This window comes from Mycobacterium sp. 48b, assembly GCF_048282725.1.
Taxonomy (GTDB): domain Bacteria; phylum Actinomycetota; class Actinomycetes; order Mycobacteriales; family Mycobacteriaceae; genus Mycobacterium.
In genome coordinates this window covers 4,010,068-4,024,066 of sequence record NZ_JBLVUL010000001.1, presented here as the reverse complement: position 1 = coordinate 4,024,066, position 13,999 = coordinate 4,010,068, and the positions used below count along the sequence as shown (strand labels likewise).

At 68.5% G+C, this 13,999-nt stretch carries 16 protein-coding genes; 5 read left to right on the top strand and 11 right to left on the bottom strand.

Going from position 1 to position 13,999, the window contains the following annotated elements; all coding sequences use genetic code 11:
- The first annotated feature begins 23 nt into the window (after nucleotides 1-23).
- Nucleotides 24-788, top strand: a complete 765-nt coding sequence (locus ACNQR1_RS19815; RefSeq protein ID WP_418047547.1) for a CPBP family intramembrane glutamic endopeptidase — start codon at nucleotides 24-26, stop codon at nucleotides 786-788.
- Here ACNQR1_RS19815 and ACNQR1_RS19810 read toward each other — a convergent pair.
- A complete protein-coding gene (locus ACNQR1_RS19810; RefSeq protein WP_418047546.1) occupies nucleotides 785-1,363 on the bottom strand; it encodes a CGNR zinc finger domain-containing protein in 579 nt (192 codons plus the stop codon). The two genes, ACNQR1_RS19815 and ACNQR1_RS19810, sit on opposite strands and share 4 nt — an antisense overlap.
- 118 nt (nucleotides 1,364-1,481) lie before the next feature.
- Here ACNQR1_RS19810 and ACNQR1_RS19805 point away from each other — a divergent pair, with 118 nt between their 5' ends.
- Nucleotides 1,482-1,955: a hypothetical protein gene (locus ACNQR1_RS19805; RefSeq protein ID WP_418047545.1), complete on the top strand. Its 474-nt coding sequence runs from the start codon at nucleotides 1,482-1,484 to the stop codon at nucleotides 1,953-1,955.
- A gap of 11 nt (nucleotides 1,956-1,966) precedes the next feature.
- On the opposite strand, the gene ACNQR1_RS19800 is transcribed toward ACNQR1_RS19805, so the two are convergent.
- The 5 genes from ACNQR1_RS19800 to ACNQR1_RS19780 form a co-directional block, all read right to left on the bottom strand.
- A complete protein-coding gene (locus ACNQR1_RS19800; RefSeq protein ID WP_418047544.1) occupies nucleotides 1,967-2,995 on the bottom strand; it encodes a zinc-binding alcohol dehydrogenase family protein in 1,029 nt (342 codons plus the stop codon).
- A 9-nt stretch (nucleotides 2,996-3,004) separates the two neighbouring features.
- Nucleotides 3,005-3,307, bottom strand: coding sequence for a GlsB/YeaQ/YmgE family stress response membrane protein (locus ACNQR1_RS19795; RefSeq protein WP_418047543.1), 303 nt, complete (start codon nucleotides 3,305-3,307; stop codon nucleotides 3,005-3,007).
- 233 nt (nucleotides 3,308-3,540) lie between these two features.
- Nucleotides 3,541-4,563: an APA family fibronectin-binding glycoprotein gene (locus ACNQR1_RS19790; RefSeq protein WP_418047542.1), complete on the bottom strand. Its 1,023-nt coding sequence runs from the start codon at nucleotides 4,561-4,563 to the stop codon at nucleotides 3,541-3,543.
- Nucleotides 4,564-4,785: 222 nt separating this feature from the next.
- A complete protein-coding gene (locus ACNQR1_RS19785; protein WP_418047541.1) occupies nucleotides 4,786-5,868 on the bottom strand; it encodes a sulfate/molybdate ABC transporter ATP-binding protein in 1,083 nt (360 codons plus the stop codon).
- Nucleotides 5,859-6,653 (bottom strand): ABC transporter permease, encoded by a 795-nt coding sequence (locus ACNQR1_RS19780; protein ID WP_418047540.1) that lies wholly within the window; start codon nucleotides 6,651-6,653, stop codon nucleotides 5,859-5,861. The genes ACNQR1_RS19785 and ACNQR1_RS19780 overlap by 10 nt, the downstream gene beginning before the upstream one ends.
- A 178-nt stretch (nucleotides 6,654-6,831) precedes the next feature.
- On the opposite strand from ACNQR1_RS19780, the gene ACNQR1_RS19775 reads away from it, so the two are divergent.
- The 3 genes from ACNQR1_RS19775 to ACNQR1_RS19765 all read left to right on the top strand — a co-directional run bounded on the left by ACNQR1_RS19775 (nucleotide 6,832) and on the right by ACNQR1_RS19765 (nucleotide 9,923).
- Nucleotides 6,832-7,506, top strand: coding sequence for an SDR family oxidoreductase (locus tag ACNQR1_RS19775; RefSeq protein ID WP_418047539.1), 675 nt, complete (start codon nucleotides 6,832-6,834; stop codon nucleotides 7,504-7,506).
- An 18-nt stretch (nucleotides 7,507-7,524) separates the two neighbouring features.
- Nucleotides 7,525-8,451: an LLM class F420-dependent oxidoreductase gene (locus ACNQR1_RS19770; RefSeq protein ID WP_418047538.1), complete on the top strand. Its 927-nt coding sequence runs from the start codon at nucleotides 7,525-7,527 to the stop codon at nucleotides 8,449-8,451.
- A gap of 98 nt (nucleotides 8,452-8,549) precedes the next feature.
- The gene (locus tag ACNQR1_RS19765) at nucleotides 8,550-9,923 is read left to right on the top strand and encodes an NAD(P)/FAD-dependent oxidoreductase (protein ID WP_418047537.1); all 1,374 of its coding nucleotides are present in this window, start codon (nucleotides 8,550-8,552) and stop codon (nucleotides 9,921-9,923) included.
- Here ACNQR1_RS19765 and ACNQR1_RS19760 read toward each other — a convergent pair.
- The 5 genes from ACNQR1_RS19760 to ACNQR1_RS19740 are packed head-to-tail and all read right to left on the bottom strand — an operon-like array spanning nucleotide 9,920 to nucleotide 13,996.
- Nucleotides 9,920-10,576, bottom strand: coding sequence for an urease accessory protein UreD (locus ACNQR1_RS19760; protein WP_418047536.1), 657 nt, complete (start codon nucleotides 10,574-10,576; stop codon nucleotides 9,920-9,922). The genes ACNQR1_RS19765 and ACNQR1_RS19760 overlap by 4 nt on opposite strands.
- Nucleotides 10,576-11,262: an urease accessory protein UreG gene (ureG, locus tag ACNQR1_RS19755; RefSeq protein WP_418047535.1), complete on the bottom strand. Its 687-nt coding sequence runs from the start codon at nucleotides 11,260-11,262 to the stop codon at nucleotides 10,576-10,578. Before ureG ends, ACNQR1_RS19760 begins: the two co-directional genes overlap by 1 nt.
- Before the next feature lie 29 nt (nucleotides 11,263-11,291).
- Nucleotides 11,292-11,927 carry an urease accessory protein UreF gene (locus tag ACNQR1_RS19750; RefSeq protein WP_418047534.1) on the bottom strand — a complete coding sequence of 212 codons (636 nt, stop codon included), beginning with the start codon at nucleotides 11,925-11,927 and terminating at the stop codon, nucleotides 11,292-11,294.
- On the bottom strand, nucleotides 11,928-13,649 hold the full coding sequence (locus tag ACNQR1_RS19745; RefSeq protein WP_418047533.1) for an urease subunit alpha: 1,722 nt from the start codon (nucleotides 13,647-13,649) through the stop codon (nucleotides 11,928-11,930).
- Nucleotides 13,646-13,996 (bottom strand): urease subunit beta, encoded by a 351-nt coding sequence (locus ACNQR1_RS19740; protein WP_418047532.1) that lies wholly within the window; start codon nucleotides 13,994-13,996, stop codon nucleotides 13,646-13,648. Before ACNQR1_RS19740 ends, ACNQR1_RS19745 begins: the two co-directional genes overlap by 4 nt.
- Between the last annotated feature and the right edge of the window lie 3 nt (nucleotides 13,997-13,999).

Genomic DNA, 13,999 nt, shown 5'->3' with positions numbered 1-13,999 from the left:
CACGCCGGTACGATTGGCGAGTTATGTCTGATCAGAGCGCCGTGGCCGCGCATCCTCATCCGCTGGTGGCCCAGCTCTCGGCATTGCATCATTTCCGGATCTACGCCGACATCGGGATCGTCATCGTCATCCTGACGGTCACCAACCTGATCGCGCACTTCACCACCCCCTGGGCCAGTATCGCCACCGTTCCGGCGGCAGCGGTCGGTCTGCTGATCCTGGTGCGGGCCCGTGGCCTGGGCTGGGCGGAACTGGGACTGGGCCGCGAACACTGGCGCTCCGGGGTCGGTTACGCGCTGGCGGCGGTGGCCCTGGTCGTCTCGGTGATCGCGATCGGGACCATGCTTCCGTGGACCCGACCGATGTTCATGAACGACAACTACGCCACCATCTCGGGCGCACTGCTGGCCTCGATGGTCATCATCCCGCTCCAGACCGTGATCCCCGAGGAGTTGGCGTTCCGCGGCGTGCTGCACGGAGCCCTCAACCGGGCCTGGGGTTTTCGCGGTGTCGCGGCGGGAGGCTCACTGCTGTTCGGCCTGTGGCACATCGCCAGTTCGCTCGGTCTGACGAGTGAGAACGTCGGTTTCACCAGGCTGTTCGGCGGCGGCATCTTCGGCATGGTCGCCGGTGTGGTGCTGGCCGTCGTGGCCACCGGCATCGCCGGCTTCGTGTTCACCTGGCTGCGCAAGCGCAGTGGCAGCCTGATCGCACCGATCGCCCTGCACTGGTCACTCAACGGGGTCGGCGCCCTGGCTGCCGCCCTGGTCTGGCACCTGTCGACCTAACTGCCTGCGCGTCTGCGCGCACGGAACTCGCGGTTCTTCAGCATGTTCCCGCAGCTGGCCATGTCGCACCAGGTGCCGCCGTGGTTGCGGGACCGGTCGTAGAACGCCCACGTGCACTCGTCGTTCCCACATGCCTTAAGCCGTGACCACGAGCCGTCCCGCTGTGCGTCATGCATCACCAGGAGCAACTCGAGCAGGCGCTCGCCCACACCCTCGCCTGCGGCCGACAACCGTATCTGCCCGTCGGACGCCAGCTCGACCTTCGCGGTCGACGCGTCTGCGAGGGCCTGCAGTGCGGCAAGATCATCGGCCTGCGGCGGTGGACCGCCGCTGTTGTGAATGAGCAGCGCGCGCAACGCTTCGCGGACCCCGCGAAGCCGTTCCAGTTCGGCCGGCGTCGGGCGCGCGCCTGCGGCGAGCAACCCGTTGGCCGCCAGCCAGGGCGCCGCATCGTCGGGATCCGCGAGACGGTCGGTTCCGGCAGGAAGCTCGATCGTGTTGACCAGAGCCTGAATCCGGGCCAGCGGTCCGGGGGCGGGTTTGGTCTCGGAGTCACCGGCCCACGTCGTCGTCATCACTCCAGCGTACCGCCGTGACCACTAAATTGGTTTGACTAGTCATTGATGACCAGCGTACGGTTATAGACAGTCACGATCCACGGACCGGGCATACGGAAAACTACGAGGTATCGCCATGAACGACAACCGAATTTCTGCGACACCAGCGACCACAGTCCGCCATGCACCTGTCCCCTGCCGCCCGTCGATCCGGGCCCGGCTGACCGCCCGGATCCGATCGCGCCGCCTGGACGCCATGCTGGCCGTCGGAGTACCGACTCCGGCAGGCAGCGCTATCGCCGCCCGTGCCGACCGGCTGACGTCGGCCACCGAACGAGCCGCGATCGCCCGCGTGCTGCGCCGCTGCGTGCGCGAGGCCGCAGCCGACAGTGTGTTGTGGTCGTCACGAATCCCATTGCACCGGAAGAATATTGCCGCGGCGGAGGCGACGATCGATGCGATCACCCTGCGGCTGCATTCACCACTACCGGTGAATGCACGCGGTATGGCCCGCCTGAACCGGGTGATCAACGACGGGCTCGGACCGATGTACGCGTTCGGTCATGGCGACCTGGACGGCAGATTGGGCGCTGCGCTCGCCGCGCTCTGACGTACTGCCGGCTACACCTGCAGCACCGCTGCACCCGCGATGCGGCCTGCGCTCAGATCGGTGAGCGCCTCGTCGGCGCGGTCCAGGCCGTACACGGGAGTGCTGACCGCCATCCGGTGTTCACCGGCGAACGCGAGGAAATCGCGCGCGTCGGCACGAGTGTTGGCGGTGACCGAACGAATCTCGCGTTCCTGGAACAGGTGCCGTTGATAGTTCAAGGCCGGGATGTCGCTGAGATGGATGCCGGCGATGGCCAGCACCCCGCCGCGGTCCAGCGCCTCCATCGCGGGCAGCACGAGATCGCCCACGGGCGCGAACAGGATCGCGGCATCCAGCGGCTCCGGCGGCATGTCGGCGCTGCCCTGTACGGACGACGCCCCCAGTGTCAGGGCGAGTTCGCGGGCCCGCTCACCCCGGGTCATCACGTGCACACGGGCTCCCTTCGCCAACGCCACCTGAGCCGTCAGGTGCGCGCTGCCGCCGAACCCATACAGTCCCAGCCGCCCGCCCGGCGGTAGATCCGTGCGCAACAACGCCCGATACCCGATGATCCCCGCACACAACAGCGGAGCCAGTTCCACGTCGGAGTAACCGGTGGGCAGGTGGAGGGCGAATGCCGCCGGGACAGTGGTGAATTCGGCATAGCCGCCGTCGGCGTCCCAGCCCGTATAACGCGAGGACGGGCAGAGATTCTCCCGCCCCCGCAGGCAATAGGCGCAGCGACCGCAGGTGTGGCGCAGCCAGGCCACGCCCACGCGATCACCGGGGGCGAACCCGCCACCCGCATCGGCGCCGACCGCGACCACCTCGCCGACAACCTCGTGCCCGGGTATCACCCGCGGCCGGTGTACGGCCAGATCTCCTTCTGCCACATGCAGATCGGTGCGGCACACCCCGCAGGCCAGAACCTTGACGAGCAGTTCGTCGGGCCCGGGTCGCGGAGCGGGCACGCTGACCCGTTGCAGCGGATGCGAACTCACCGCCCCTGGGGTGACGACCTGCCAGGCCGTCATGCTCCCGGCGGTTCCGGGGTCCATCACCCGCTCCGGTCAGCTGCGGCTACGTACCAGTCCGACGATCCAGAGCAGGATCACCGATCCGAGGATCGCGGTGAAGAGGGTGAACCACCACCCGCCGCCGGCCGTGTCGAGGAAGAAGCTGAGCAGGAACCCGCCGATGAGCGCACCGATCACACCGATGACGATGTTCATCAGAATGCCCTGACCACCGCCGTCGACGATCTTGCCGGCGATCCACCCGGCGATCGCGCCGATGATGATGTAGCCGATCCAGCCGACACTCGTCAGAGTGGAGGAACGCGCCAGGATTTCGGTAGCCGCCATTACGTCCATTGCAGGTCTCCTGCCTGTCACTGGCCATGCCCAGCGGGCTCGCTGAGCCTCACCCCAGGTGTACCTCCCGAACGTAACGATTCGGTTGGCTGTTTGGGAACGATCAACCTTCGCCCATGGGTTTCCCACTGAAGAGACAGGTCATGCCCAGATCCACGGACGAGAATCATCTGGGCCCCAGAAACGCACTACGTCGGCCCTGAACAGGACCGACGTAGTGCAGAAGTTCGGAATCAGGCCGGTGGCTGCATCTCCGGCGGAGCGTTGGTGACCGGAACCGGCACGCCGACACCCGGACGGGCGGGCGGGGCGTTCGGGTCAGCCGGCGGCGGTGCCGCATTGGGATCGCCCGCGGGCGCGGCCGGCGGTGTCCACGGCCGGATGGAGTTGGCCAGTGTCGCGGCGGCAGCCTTGTCCACAGGATGGCTGGCCGATCCCAGCCAGACGACGAACCAGCGTTCCGGCGCGCGCTGCCCGCGTGGAGTTCCCGGGGCAGGCGGCGCACCGACCACACCCGCCCAGATCTGGCCGTTGGGCTTGTTGGTGTCGGTGAACTTCACCTCGTAGTACGAGGCCACGCCGGTGAGCCCATTGGCGTCGAGCGGAACGGTCTCCTGGTTCACCCGGGTCCCGGGGAACGGCATGAAGAACTCACCCATGTCCGAAGCGAGCCGGACGGCCGCCTTGGCGTTGTCCGCCTCGGCACCCGCGAACAGCTTCAGGTCGAGGCGCCCGAGCAGCACGCTGGTGTCGTTCGGCGGCTCAGGAGTGCCCTCCGGCGGAATCTTGGTCAACAACGCCTGCCCGTAAGACAACTGGGTCGCGTCGGACACCTTCCAACCCCCGGGCACGACGTAGCTGAACCCGCCCGCGGCGTTGTCCACCCGGCCGGGCTCCGGTGCGGGAGCGGCCGGGGCAGGAGCCGGGGCGTTCGGGTCGGCCGGCGCGGGAGCGGGCACATTCGGGTCCACGGGGGCCGGAGCCGGCGCAGGAGCCGGGGCGGGCGCGTTGGGATCGACAGGCGCGGCCGGGGCCGGAGCCCCGGGAGCGGGCGCGGGCGCAGGTGCGGCCGGGGCAGGTGCCGGTGCACCGGGCACGGCGGGGGCGGGGGCCGGCGCCGGGGGTGCCGGCACGGGATCCGCATACGCCACCGCCGGCAGCGCAACGGCCGCGGCGGTCGCGCCGGTCACGGCAACCAGTGCCAACTTCTTCGACAGACCTCTGCGCCGCTGTGACATCGCATCCGACTCGTCCATGGGGAAGAAACTACCGTGTTACGGCCGTGACGCAAGTGTGAGTTGCTCTTAGAGTGCTCAAAAGTGCGATTGCGACAGATGGGATAAATCCAGCTGAACGGCAAGAGCGACAGTTGCTGACACGCGAGTGCGCCGGGCGCCACGCCGGACCTGGCAACCGGCCTCCGGTCACCCCCTGTGCCGGGACTCTCACCACGTGATTCGGACCCGGACGCGCCCGTGTTACGCGGGGTGGACGGCAACCTCCTGCGCCTTCACCGAGAAATACACCGTGTCCCCCGGGGCCAGCCGCAGCTCGGCGGCCGACTCCGCGGTCACATCGGCGGCCAGGCCGGGCGCACCGTCGGGTTGCTCATCGGCGCGCACCCGGATGCCGGGCCCCCGGCTGTCGAGCTCGGCCACCGTCACCGCGACGGTGTTGCGCGGACTGCCGTGCGGTTCCTCGCGGTACACCGCGACCGACGCCGGCGAGAACACCGCCACCACCGGCACCCCGGGCCGCACGTCGGCCGCGGGCGTGCCGTGCCAGGTCGCGCCCCACGCGGTGGCCACCACCCCGTCGTCGACGGCAGTGCCGCCGATCAGGTTCACCCCGGCGAACCGGGCCGCGAAATGACTCTTGGGCGTTGCCAACACCTCTGCAGCAGAACCACTTTCGACGATTCGGCCACCGTCCACCACGATCACCCGATCGGCCAGCGTCAGCACGTCGAGCAGGTCGTGGGTGATCAGCACCGTGCACCTGCCGTCGCCGGCCAGGACGCCCCGCAGCACCCTGCGCATCGACGCCGCCACGGCCACGTCCAGCCCCGCCAGCGGTTCATCGAGCAACAGCACGTCGGGTTCGGCCGCCAGCGCCCGGGCGAGCGCGACCCGCTGCGCCTGACCTCCCGACAACCGGCGGGGCCGCCGGTCGGCCATTTCCGTGGCGTCGACCTCGGACAGCCACCGGTGGGCGTGCCGGTAAGCCGTGCGGCGGCCCAGTCCACCCCCGCTGCGCGCACCGAATGCCACGTTGGCCAGCACGCTCAGGTGCGGAAACAGCAGCGAGTCCTGCAGCAGCAAACCGACCCGGCGGGCATGCGTCGGCACCTGCACACCGGCAGTCGCGTCCGTCAGCACCCGGTCTCCCACCTGAATACGCCCGGCATCCAGGCCGACCAGCCCCGCGATCGCGTGCAGCGTCGTCGACTTGCCCGCGCCGTTGGGACCCAGTACCGCCAGCACCTCCCCGGCCGCCACGCCGAATTCCAGGTCCAGACCGCGATTTTCGACGACAGCGCGCACCTGCAGCGTCACGCCCATCCCCCTGCCCGCAGCCGACGACTGCCGAGGCCGATGACCACCACGGCGGCCACCACGACCAACAGCACCGACAACGCCACGGCGGCATCGGCGTCGCTCTCGCGCTGCAGGTAGATCTCCAACGGAAGAGTGCGGGTCACGCCCTGGCGTGACCCCGCGAACGTCAGCGTGGCGCCGAACTCGCCGAGGGACCGCGCGAAGGCCAGCACGGCCCCCGAGACGAGTCCGGGACCCAGCAACGGCAGAGTCACCCGCCACCACACCGTGGCCGGGGATGCGCCCAGCGTCGCCGCCACGACCTCGTAATCGGCCCCGGCGGTACGGGCCGCCCCTTCCAGCGAGATGACCAGGAACGGCAGCGACACGAACGTCTGCGCCAGTACGACCGCCACCGTGGTGAACGCGATCTGCACACCGGCGCTCTCCAGATATCGGCCGACCAACCCGAGCCTGCCGAAGGCATACAGCAGCGCGATACCGCCGACGACCGGCGGCAGCACCAGCGGCAGAAGGATCAACGGACGGACGATGCGGGTGACGGTGCCGTCGGTGCGGGCCAGCACCAGCGCGAGCGGAACCCCGAACAGCACGCACAACACGGTGCTGGCCAGCGAGGTCTCCAGACTGAGCTTCAACGCCGCGGTGGACGACGCGCTGGAGACGAGCGACCCGAACTGTGGCCAGTCGACCTTTGCCACCATCGCGACCAGGGGCAGCACGACGAATATCGCGCCCGCCGCGGCAGGGACGTAGATCCACCGCGGAAGCCGTGGCGGATTCGTCACCATACGGCACCGCCGACCACGTCGACGCAGGTGAGAGCGCTGGGCCGGATCATCCCCGCAACCTTATGCGAGCCGGTTCTTGGCGCGCCGAGTTTCGTGTCCTAGCTACTGTCCAGTAACATTGTCCGTTGGTCGCCCCCGTCCGGCGCGGCGATCCCCAGGTACATGGAGGTACATCATGGCGGAGGTGCTGGTCACCGGCGGCGACACCGAACTCGGCCGCACGATCGCGGCAGGTTTCCTGGACGCCGGCCACAACGTGGTCATCGCGGGTGCCCGTCGCGAAGACCTGGAGCTGGCCGCCAAGCAGCTCGACGTCGCCTCGATCGTGTTCGACAACACCGATCCCTCCAGCCTCGAGAGCGCCCGCGCGCTGTTCCCCCACCATCTCGACACCCTGGTCAACGTCCCGGCCCCGCTGTTCGAGACCAAGGACCCCCGCACCTTCACCTTGACCGACCTGGCCACCGCATGGCGCAACGCGCTGGAGGCCACCGTCGTCACGGCGGTGCTGACCGTGCAGATCGTCGGTGACCACCTGCGTTCCGGCGGCTCCATCATCAACGTCGTGCCCGCGAGCCCGCGTGAGGGCAGCGCCGACGCCGCCGTCAAGGCCGCCCTCGGCGATTGGACCGCCGGCCAGGCCGCGTACTTCGGAACTCGCGGAATCACCGTCAACGCCATCGCCCCCGGCCTGTCCGCCGACCCCGGCTACGACGGCCTCGGCAGCACTCCACCCTCGGTCGCCGACGAGTTCGCCCGTCTCGCAGTGTTTTTGAGCACGCCGGCGGCTCGCCACATCACCGGGCAGACCATGCACGTCAGCCGCGGTACGCTCGCCACCCTGGGATAGCGCGCTATGGTCGGAGAAGTGACAATCCGACTCGGACTCCAGATCCCCAACTTCTCCTACGGCACCGGCGTTTCCGAACTCTTCCCGACCGTCATCGCCCAGGCTCAGGAGGCAGAGGCCGCCGGCTTCGACTCCGTCTTCGTGATGGACCACTTCTATCAGCTGCCCGGCCTCGGCACTCCCGACCAGCCGATGCTGGAGGCCTACACGGCTCTCGGCGCACTGGCGACCGCGACCGAGCGGGTGCAACTGGGAACCCTGGTCACCGGCAACACCTACCGGAACCCGACACTGCTGGCCAAGGCCATCACCACGCTCGACGTGATCAGTCAGGGCCGCGCGATCCTTGGCATCGGCACGGGCTGGTTCGAACTCGAACACGACAGCCTCGGCTACGAGTTCGGCACCTTCACCGACCGCTTCAACAAGCTCGGCGAAGCACTGCAGATCATCCTTCCGATGCTCGCCGGCGAACGCCCGACCTTCAGCGGCAAGTACTACCGCACGGTCGAGGCAATGGCCAATCCCCGCTTCCGCGACCATGTTCCGCTGATGATCGGCGGCAGCGGCGAGAAGAAGACCATCCCGCTGGCCGCCCGGCACTTCGACCACCTCAACATCATCGCGAACTTCGACGAACTGCCCCGCAAGCTCGACGTGGTCAAGCAGGAGTGCGAGCGGATCGACCGCGATCCGGCCACACTGGAGACCAGCATGCTGGTGATCGCCCTGGTCGGGGAACACTTCACTGCCGACGCCATCCCGCCCGACTTCCAGAGTCGCGCCGTGTTCGGCAGCGCCGAGCAGATCGCCGAGCAGCTCAAGACCAAGCTCTTCGACACCGGCGTGAACGGCGTGATCCTGAGCCCGGTGACCATCGGCGGCTACGTGCCCGGCGGCATCACCGACGTTGCCGAGGCATTGAAACCACTGATATCCGGGTAAACATTCGGTTCGGTTGGCCATCTCGCCGCACAGGCGGGAATGGCGCCGACTAACCTAACGGTTATTACGAGTGGCAAACACGTCCGCGAGGAGCAGCAATGAGCCATCCCGGAGCTACGGCATCGGATCGGCATAAGGTAGTCATCATCGGATCGGGTTTCGGCGGTCTGACCGCTGCCAAGACCCTCAAACGTGCCGACGTCGACGTCAAGCTGATCGCCCGCACCACGCACCACCTGTTCCAGCCGCTGCTGTACCAGGTGGCCACCGGCATCATCTCCGAAGGCGAGATCGCGCCGGCCACCCGGGTGATCCTGCGCAAGCAGAAGAACGCCCAGGTGCTGTTGGGCGACGTCACCCACATCGATCTGGAGAACCAGACGGTGGATTCCGTGCTGCTCGGGCACACCTACTCCACCCCCTACGACAGCCTCATCATCGCCGCAGGCGCCGGGCAGTCCTACTTCGGCAACGATCATTTCGCCGAGTTCGCCCCCGGCATGAAGTCGATCGACGACGCACTGGAGCTGCGTGGCCGCATCCTCGGTGCTTTCGAGCAGGCCGAGCGTTCCAGCGATCCGGTTCGCCGGGCCAAGCTCCTCACGTTCACCGTGGTGGGCGCCGGTCCGACGGGCGTCGAAATGGCTGGGCAGATCGCCGAATTGGCCGACCAGACGCTGCGCGGCAGCTTCCGCCACATCGATCCCACCGAGGCGCGGGTGATCCTGCTCGACGCCGCACCGGCCGTGCTGCCGCCGATGGGTCCGAAGCTCGGCAAGCGCGCGCAAGAGCGGCTGGAGAAGATGGGGGTCGAGGTTCAGCTCGGCGCCATGGTGACCGATGTCGACCGCAACGGATTGACGGTCAAGGACGCTGACGGCACGCTGCGCCGCATCGAATCGGCCTGCAAGGTGTGGTCGGCCGGTGTGTCGGCCAGCCCGCTGGGCAAAGACCTGGCCGAGCAGTCCGGGGTGGAGCTGGACCGGGCCGGCCGCGTCAAGGTGGAGCCCGACCTGACCATCCCCGGTCATCCCAATGTGTTCGTGGTCGGTGACATGGCCGCCGTGGACGGGGTTCCCGGTGTGGCCCAGGGCGCGATCCAGGGCGGCCGCTACGCGGCCAAGCTGATCAAGCGCGAGGTCGCCGGCACCAGCCCGAAGATCCGGTCGCCGTTCGAGTACTTCGACAAGGGCTCGATGGCCACGGTGTCGCGGTTCTCCGCGGTGGCCAAGGTCGGCCCGATCGAGTTCTCCGGGTTCTTCGCCTGGGTGTGCTGGCTGGTGCTGCACCTCGTGTACATCGTCGGGTTCAAGAGCCGTCTGGTGACGGTGCTGTCGTGGGGTGTGACCTTCCTGAGCACCAAGCGCGGCCAGCTCACCATCACCGAGCAGCAGGCCTACGCCCGGACCAGGATCGAAGAACTCGAGGAAATCGCGGCGTCGGTCCAGGAAACCGAGAAAGCGGCGTCCTAAGCTTCTGAACCCGCCGCCGGCTGCGGCGGCAGCCGGTCACCCTGCCAGGTGGCCAGGCCGCCGCCGACAGCCAGTGCCAGCACTGTCCCGGGCGCCTCGAATGACGTTGCCGGATAGCGCAGTTCGCTGATGCAGGCCCGAGGCGCGGCCAGTACGTCGTCGCCCACTGCCCCGTGGCCCAGTTCGATGCGATGCCGCAACAACGGCGTCGCGCCGATGTCGGCGTGCAAGGCCGACGACCAGAACCCTTCTCGCTCATGGGATCTGCCGATCTGGACGCGCTCCCGGACGCGCACCTGGGCGGATTCGGCGAGTCGCAGCCGCGTCGAGGTGTGGTGGACCGAGCCGCCGGCCACCACGGTCGGCTGCGGGTCGAGGTCCAACTGCCCGGCCACCTCGAGCTCCCACTGTGCGGCCGATTGCCGCGTGTGGCCGCCGGGCAGCACCATCGTGGCCGCGGCACTGCGAATCCGCAGCCGGGCACCGGGTTCCACCACCAGCCGCACCGTGAGCGTGTCGCCGCCGAGCGGGGTGGCCGCGGTGGAGATCAGATGCACCGTATCGGGACCGGTGCAACGCCCCGCCAGCCCGTCGCGCGCCTCGATCCGGGGCAACCGCCCCGGACAGGCCACGACGACGACGTTCGCATGCATCACGCCGATGACGCCTGCGCGACCTTCAACTGCTCCCGCACCCAGGCCAGCACCGGACCCGACGACGGATCCTCGGTCAGTGAGATGAGCGCCGTCGGCCGATCCTGGCGGACTTTGGCCGCGTCACGGCGCATCACCTCCAGATCGGCCCCTACCAACGGCGCCAGATCGGTCTTGTTGACCACCAACAGATCCGAGAACGTCACGCCTGGCCCGCCCTTGCGCGGCACCTTGTCTCCCCCGGCCACGTCGACGACGAAGATCTGAACGTCCACCAGGCCCGACGAGAACGTCGCGGTGAGGTTGTCGCCACCTGATTCGACGAGGATCAGGTCCAGTGCCGGGTTCGCCTCGATCAGATCGTCGATGGCATCGAGATTGGCGGTGATGTCGTCGCGGATCGCGGTGTGCGGGCATCCCCCGGTCTGGACCGCGGCGATCCGCTCGTCGGGCAGCACCGCATGCCTGCGCAGGAAGTCGGCATCCTCTGTGGTGTAGATGTCGTTGGTCAACACGGCAAGCGACAGCTCCTCGCGCAGCTGTCGGCACAGTGCGGCCACCAGTGCGGTCTTTCCGGACCCGACCGGGCCGCCCACGCCGATGCGCAGCGGCTCGTCGGGCCGGCGTACCCGCTTGGGCCGGTCGACGTGGGTGTGGGGCTCGCCGTCGAGGAAATGCGGTGGCATGGTTGGCCTTTCGAGATCGAACTACAGATTTACGAGACGAACAGCGGCCTGTCGCGTTCGGTGTGCCGCTGCGCCAGGACGTCGAGCAAGGGATCGGACAGGTCGGCCAGTCCGGTGACCGCCTCGGCCGCCACCGCGTCACACAACCCCGACAACTCGAAGGTCAGCGCCGCGACATCGGCCGGGTCGAGCGCGAGCAACCGCTGCGCGGCGGTGGCCGAACCGGTCATGGTGGTGTACACGACCGACAGTGCGGTCTGGCCCGGATCCAGCTCGGCGGCCGCCCCGACCGCGCCGGCCGCCACCGGCAGGTGCGGCCGGGATCCGAGGGCTTCCCACGATTGCTGCGGCCAGACCCGCCGGGCCAGCCGGACCAGTCCGCGCCCCTGGGCACGCGAAGCCTCGCGTGCCGCCGGAGCTGGTGTGCGGGCATCGGTTTCGGCATCGGCGGCCTCGGGGTCCAGGGTCGCGGTGTGGACCGCGGCAGCTATCGAGGCAGCGACGACGCCGTTGGTGCGGATACGCCGGACCAGGTAGGCACGCAACGTGCCGACGTCGGTGAGCAGACCGCTGGTGACCGCCTCCTCGACTCCGCCGGAATGCACGTGACCGCCGGTCGGCAATCGCGAGTCGGCCAGGGTCAGGAGCGTCGTCAGGCTGCTCATCTAGAACAGGAAATATCGCTGGGCCATGGGCAGTTCGACCGCGGGCTGTTCCTGCCACACCTCGCCGTCGATCCGCACGGTGAAGGTGTCCGGTTCGACCTCGATGCAGGGCAGCGCGTCATTGTGCGGCATCTGCACCTTACCGATCTGACGAACATTTTTGACTGCGGCCAACTTTCGGCGCACATCGAGGCGATCGGCAAGGCCGTCCTCGATCGCCTGCGGTGCGACGAAGTGCACAGAGGTGGCGGCCGCGGAGACCGGGGCCGCGCCGAACATCGGTCGCGGCAGTACCGGCTGCGGGGTGGGGATCGAGGCGTTGGCGTCGCCCATCGCCGCCCAGGTGATCATGCCGCCCTTGATCACCGCATGCGGCCGGACCCCGAAGAACGCCGGCTCCCACAGCACCAGGTCGGCGAGCTTGCCGACCTCGACGGAACCGACCTGCTCGTCGAGGCCGTGGGCGATGGCCGGGCAGATGGTGTATTTGGCGACATACCGGCGGACGCGGTTGTTGTCGGCCGGGCCGTCTCCTTCGAGGGCGCCCCGCCTGCGCTTCATCACGTGCGCGGTCTGCCAGGTCCGCAGCACCACCTCACCGACCCGGCCCATCGCCTGGGAGTCGCTGCCGATCATCGAGATGGCCCCGATATCGTGCAGCAGATCCTCGGCGGCGATCGTCGACGGCCGGATCCGGCTCTCGGCGAAGGCCAGATCCTCGGGCACGCTCGGGTTGAGGTGATGGCACACCATGAGCATGTCGAGGTGCTCGTCGAGGGTGTTGACCGTGTGCGGCCGCGTCGGATTCGTTGAGCTGGGCAGCACATTCGGATGTGAGGCGACGGTGATGATGTCAGGAGCGTGGCCGCCACCAGCGCCCTCGGTGTGGTACGCGTGGATGCCACGGCCCTTGATCGCGGCCAGCGTGTCCTCGACGAAACCGGCCTCGTTGAGAGTGTCGGTGTGGATGTTGACCTGCACCCCGGCGGCTTCGGCGACCGTCAGGCAGGCGTCGATGGCCGCCGGCGTGGTACCCCAGTCCTCGTGCAGCTTGAATCCCGCTGCGCCACCGCGCAACTGCTCCCACATCGCCTCGGCACTGACGGTGTTTCCCTTGCCGAGCAGCGCGACGTTGAGCGGCCATGAGTCCAGCGACTCCAGCATCCTGGCCAGATGCCAGGCGCCCGGGGTGACCGTGGTGGCCTTGCTGCCCTCGGCCGGCCCGGTTCCGCCGGCCACGATCGTGGTGATGCCACCGCCCAGGGCCTCTTCCATGATCTGCGGACAGATCAGGTGCACGTGACAGTCGATCGCACCTGCGGTCAGGATCCGACCGTTGCCGGCGATGATCTCGGTCGACGGGCCCACGACCAGATCCGGGTGCACCCCGGTCATGATGTCGGGGTTACCGGCCTTGCCGATGGCCACGATGCGGCCGTCGCGAATGCCGATGTCGGCCTTGATGATTCCCCAGTGATCGATGATCACCGCCCCGGTGATGACGGTGTCGGGCGCCCCATCGGCACGGGTGGCCCTCGACTGCCCCATCGACTCACGCAGCACCTTGCCGCCGCCGAACACCGCCTCGTCGCCGGCCAGGCCGGGGCCGCCGCTGCGGTCCTCGGTGATCTCGACGAACAGGTCGGTGTCGGCCAGCCGGATCCGGTCACCGGTCGTGGGTCCGAACAGCGCTGCATAGCGGGCCCGGGTCAGTTCGGTCATGCGGTTCCCAATCGGCCGGGCGGGTCGAGACTGATGCCGTGCACCTCACGGGTGCCGCCGAGCGGCACCAGTGAAACACGATGGGCGACACCGGGTTCGAATCGAACCGCGGTTCCGGCCGGGATGTCGAGACGATACCCGCGGGCAGCGGACCGGTCGAAATCCAGGGCCGAGTTGGCCTGCGGCAGATGCACATGGCTGCCGACCTGCACCGGCCGGTCACCGGTGTTGACGACGTCGAGAACCAACCGTGGTGCACCTGCATTGAGCGCTATGGCACCGTCACCGAAGATGATTTCGCCGGGCACGACCGATGCGCGATCCGCCTTCGGCTCCTCGCTGGTCATCGC

Excerpts from the sequence above, each read along its gene's own strand:
- ACNQR1_RS19760 (WP_418047536.1), bottom strand. The coding sequence starts at position 10,576 with ATGCATGCGAACGTCGTCGTCGTGGCCTGTCCGGGGCGGTTGCCCCGG.
- ACNQR1_RS19775 (WP_418047539.1), top strand. The coding sequence starts at position 6,832 with ATGGCGGAGGTGCTGGTCACCGGCGGCGACACCGAACTCGGCCGCACG.
- ACNQR1_RS19745 (WP_418047533.1), bottom strand. The coding sequence starts at position 13,649 with ATGACCGAACTGACCCGGGCCCGCTATGCAGCGCTGTTCGGACCCACG.
- ACNQR1_RS19740 (WP_418047532.1), bottom strand. The coding sequence starts at position 13,996 with ATGACCAGCGAGGAGCCGAAGGCGGATCGCGCATCGGTCGTGCCCGGC.
- ACNQR1_RS19785 (WP_418047541.1), bottom strand. The coding sequence starts at position 5,868 with ATGGGCGTGACGCTGCAGGTGCGCGCTGTCGTCGAAAATCGCGGTCTG.
- ACNQR1_RS19765 (WP_418047537.1), top strand. The coding sequence starts at position 8,550 with ATGAGCCATCCCGGAGCTACGGCATCGGATCGGCATAAGGTAGTCATC.
- ACNQR1_RS19810 (WP_418047546.1), bottom strand. The coding sequence starts at position 1,363 with ATGACGACGACGTGGGCCGGTGACTCCGAGACCAAACCCGCCCCCGGA.
- ureG (WP_418047535.1), bottom strand. The coding sequence starts at position 11,262 with ATGCCACCGCATTTCCTCGACGGCGAGCCCCACACCCACGTCGACCGG.
- ACNQR1_RS19790 (WP_418047542.1), bottom strand. The coding sequence starts at position 4,563 with ATGGACGAGTCGGATGCGATGTCACAGCGGCGCAGAGGTCTGTCGAAG.
- ACNQR1_RS19815 (WP_418047547.1), top strand. The coding sequence starts at position 24 with ATGTCTGATCAGAGCGCCGTGGCCGCGCATCCTCATCCGCTGGTGGCC.
- ACNQR1_RS19805 (WP_418047545.1), top strand. The coding sequence starts at position 1,482 with ATGAACGACAACCGAATTTCTGCGACACCAGCGACCACAGTCCGCCAT.
- ACNQR1_RS19750 (WP_418047534.1), bottom strand. The coding sequence starts at position 11,927 with ATGAGCAGCCTGACGACGCTCCTGACCCTGGCCGACTCGCGATTGCCG.
- ACNQR1_RS19795 (WP_418047543.1), bottom strand. The coding sequence starts at position 3,307 with ATGGACGTAATGGCGGCTACCGAAATCCTGGCGCGTTCCTCCACTCTG.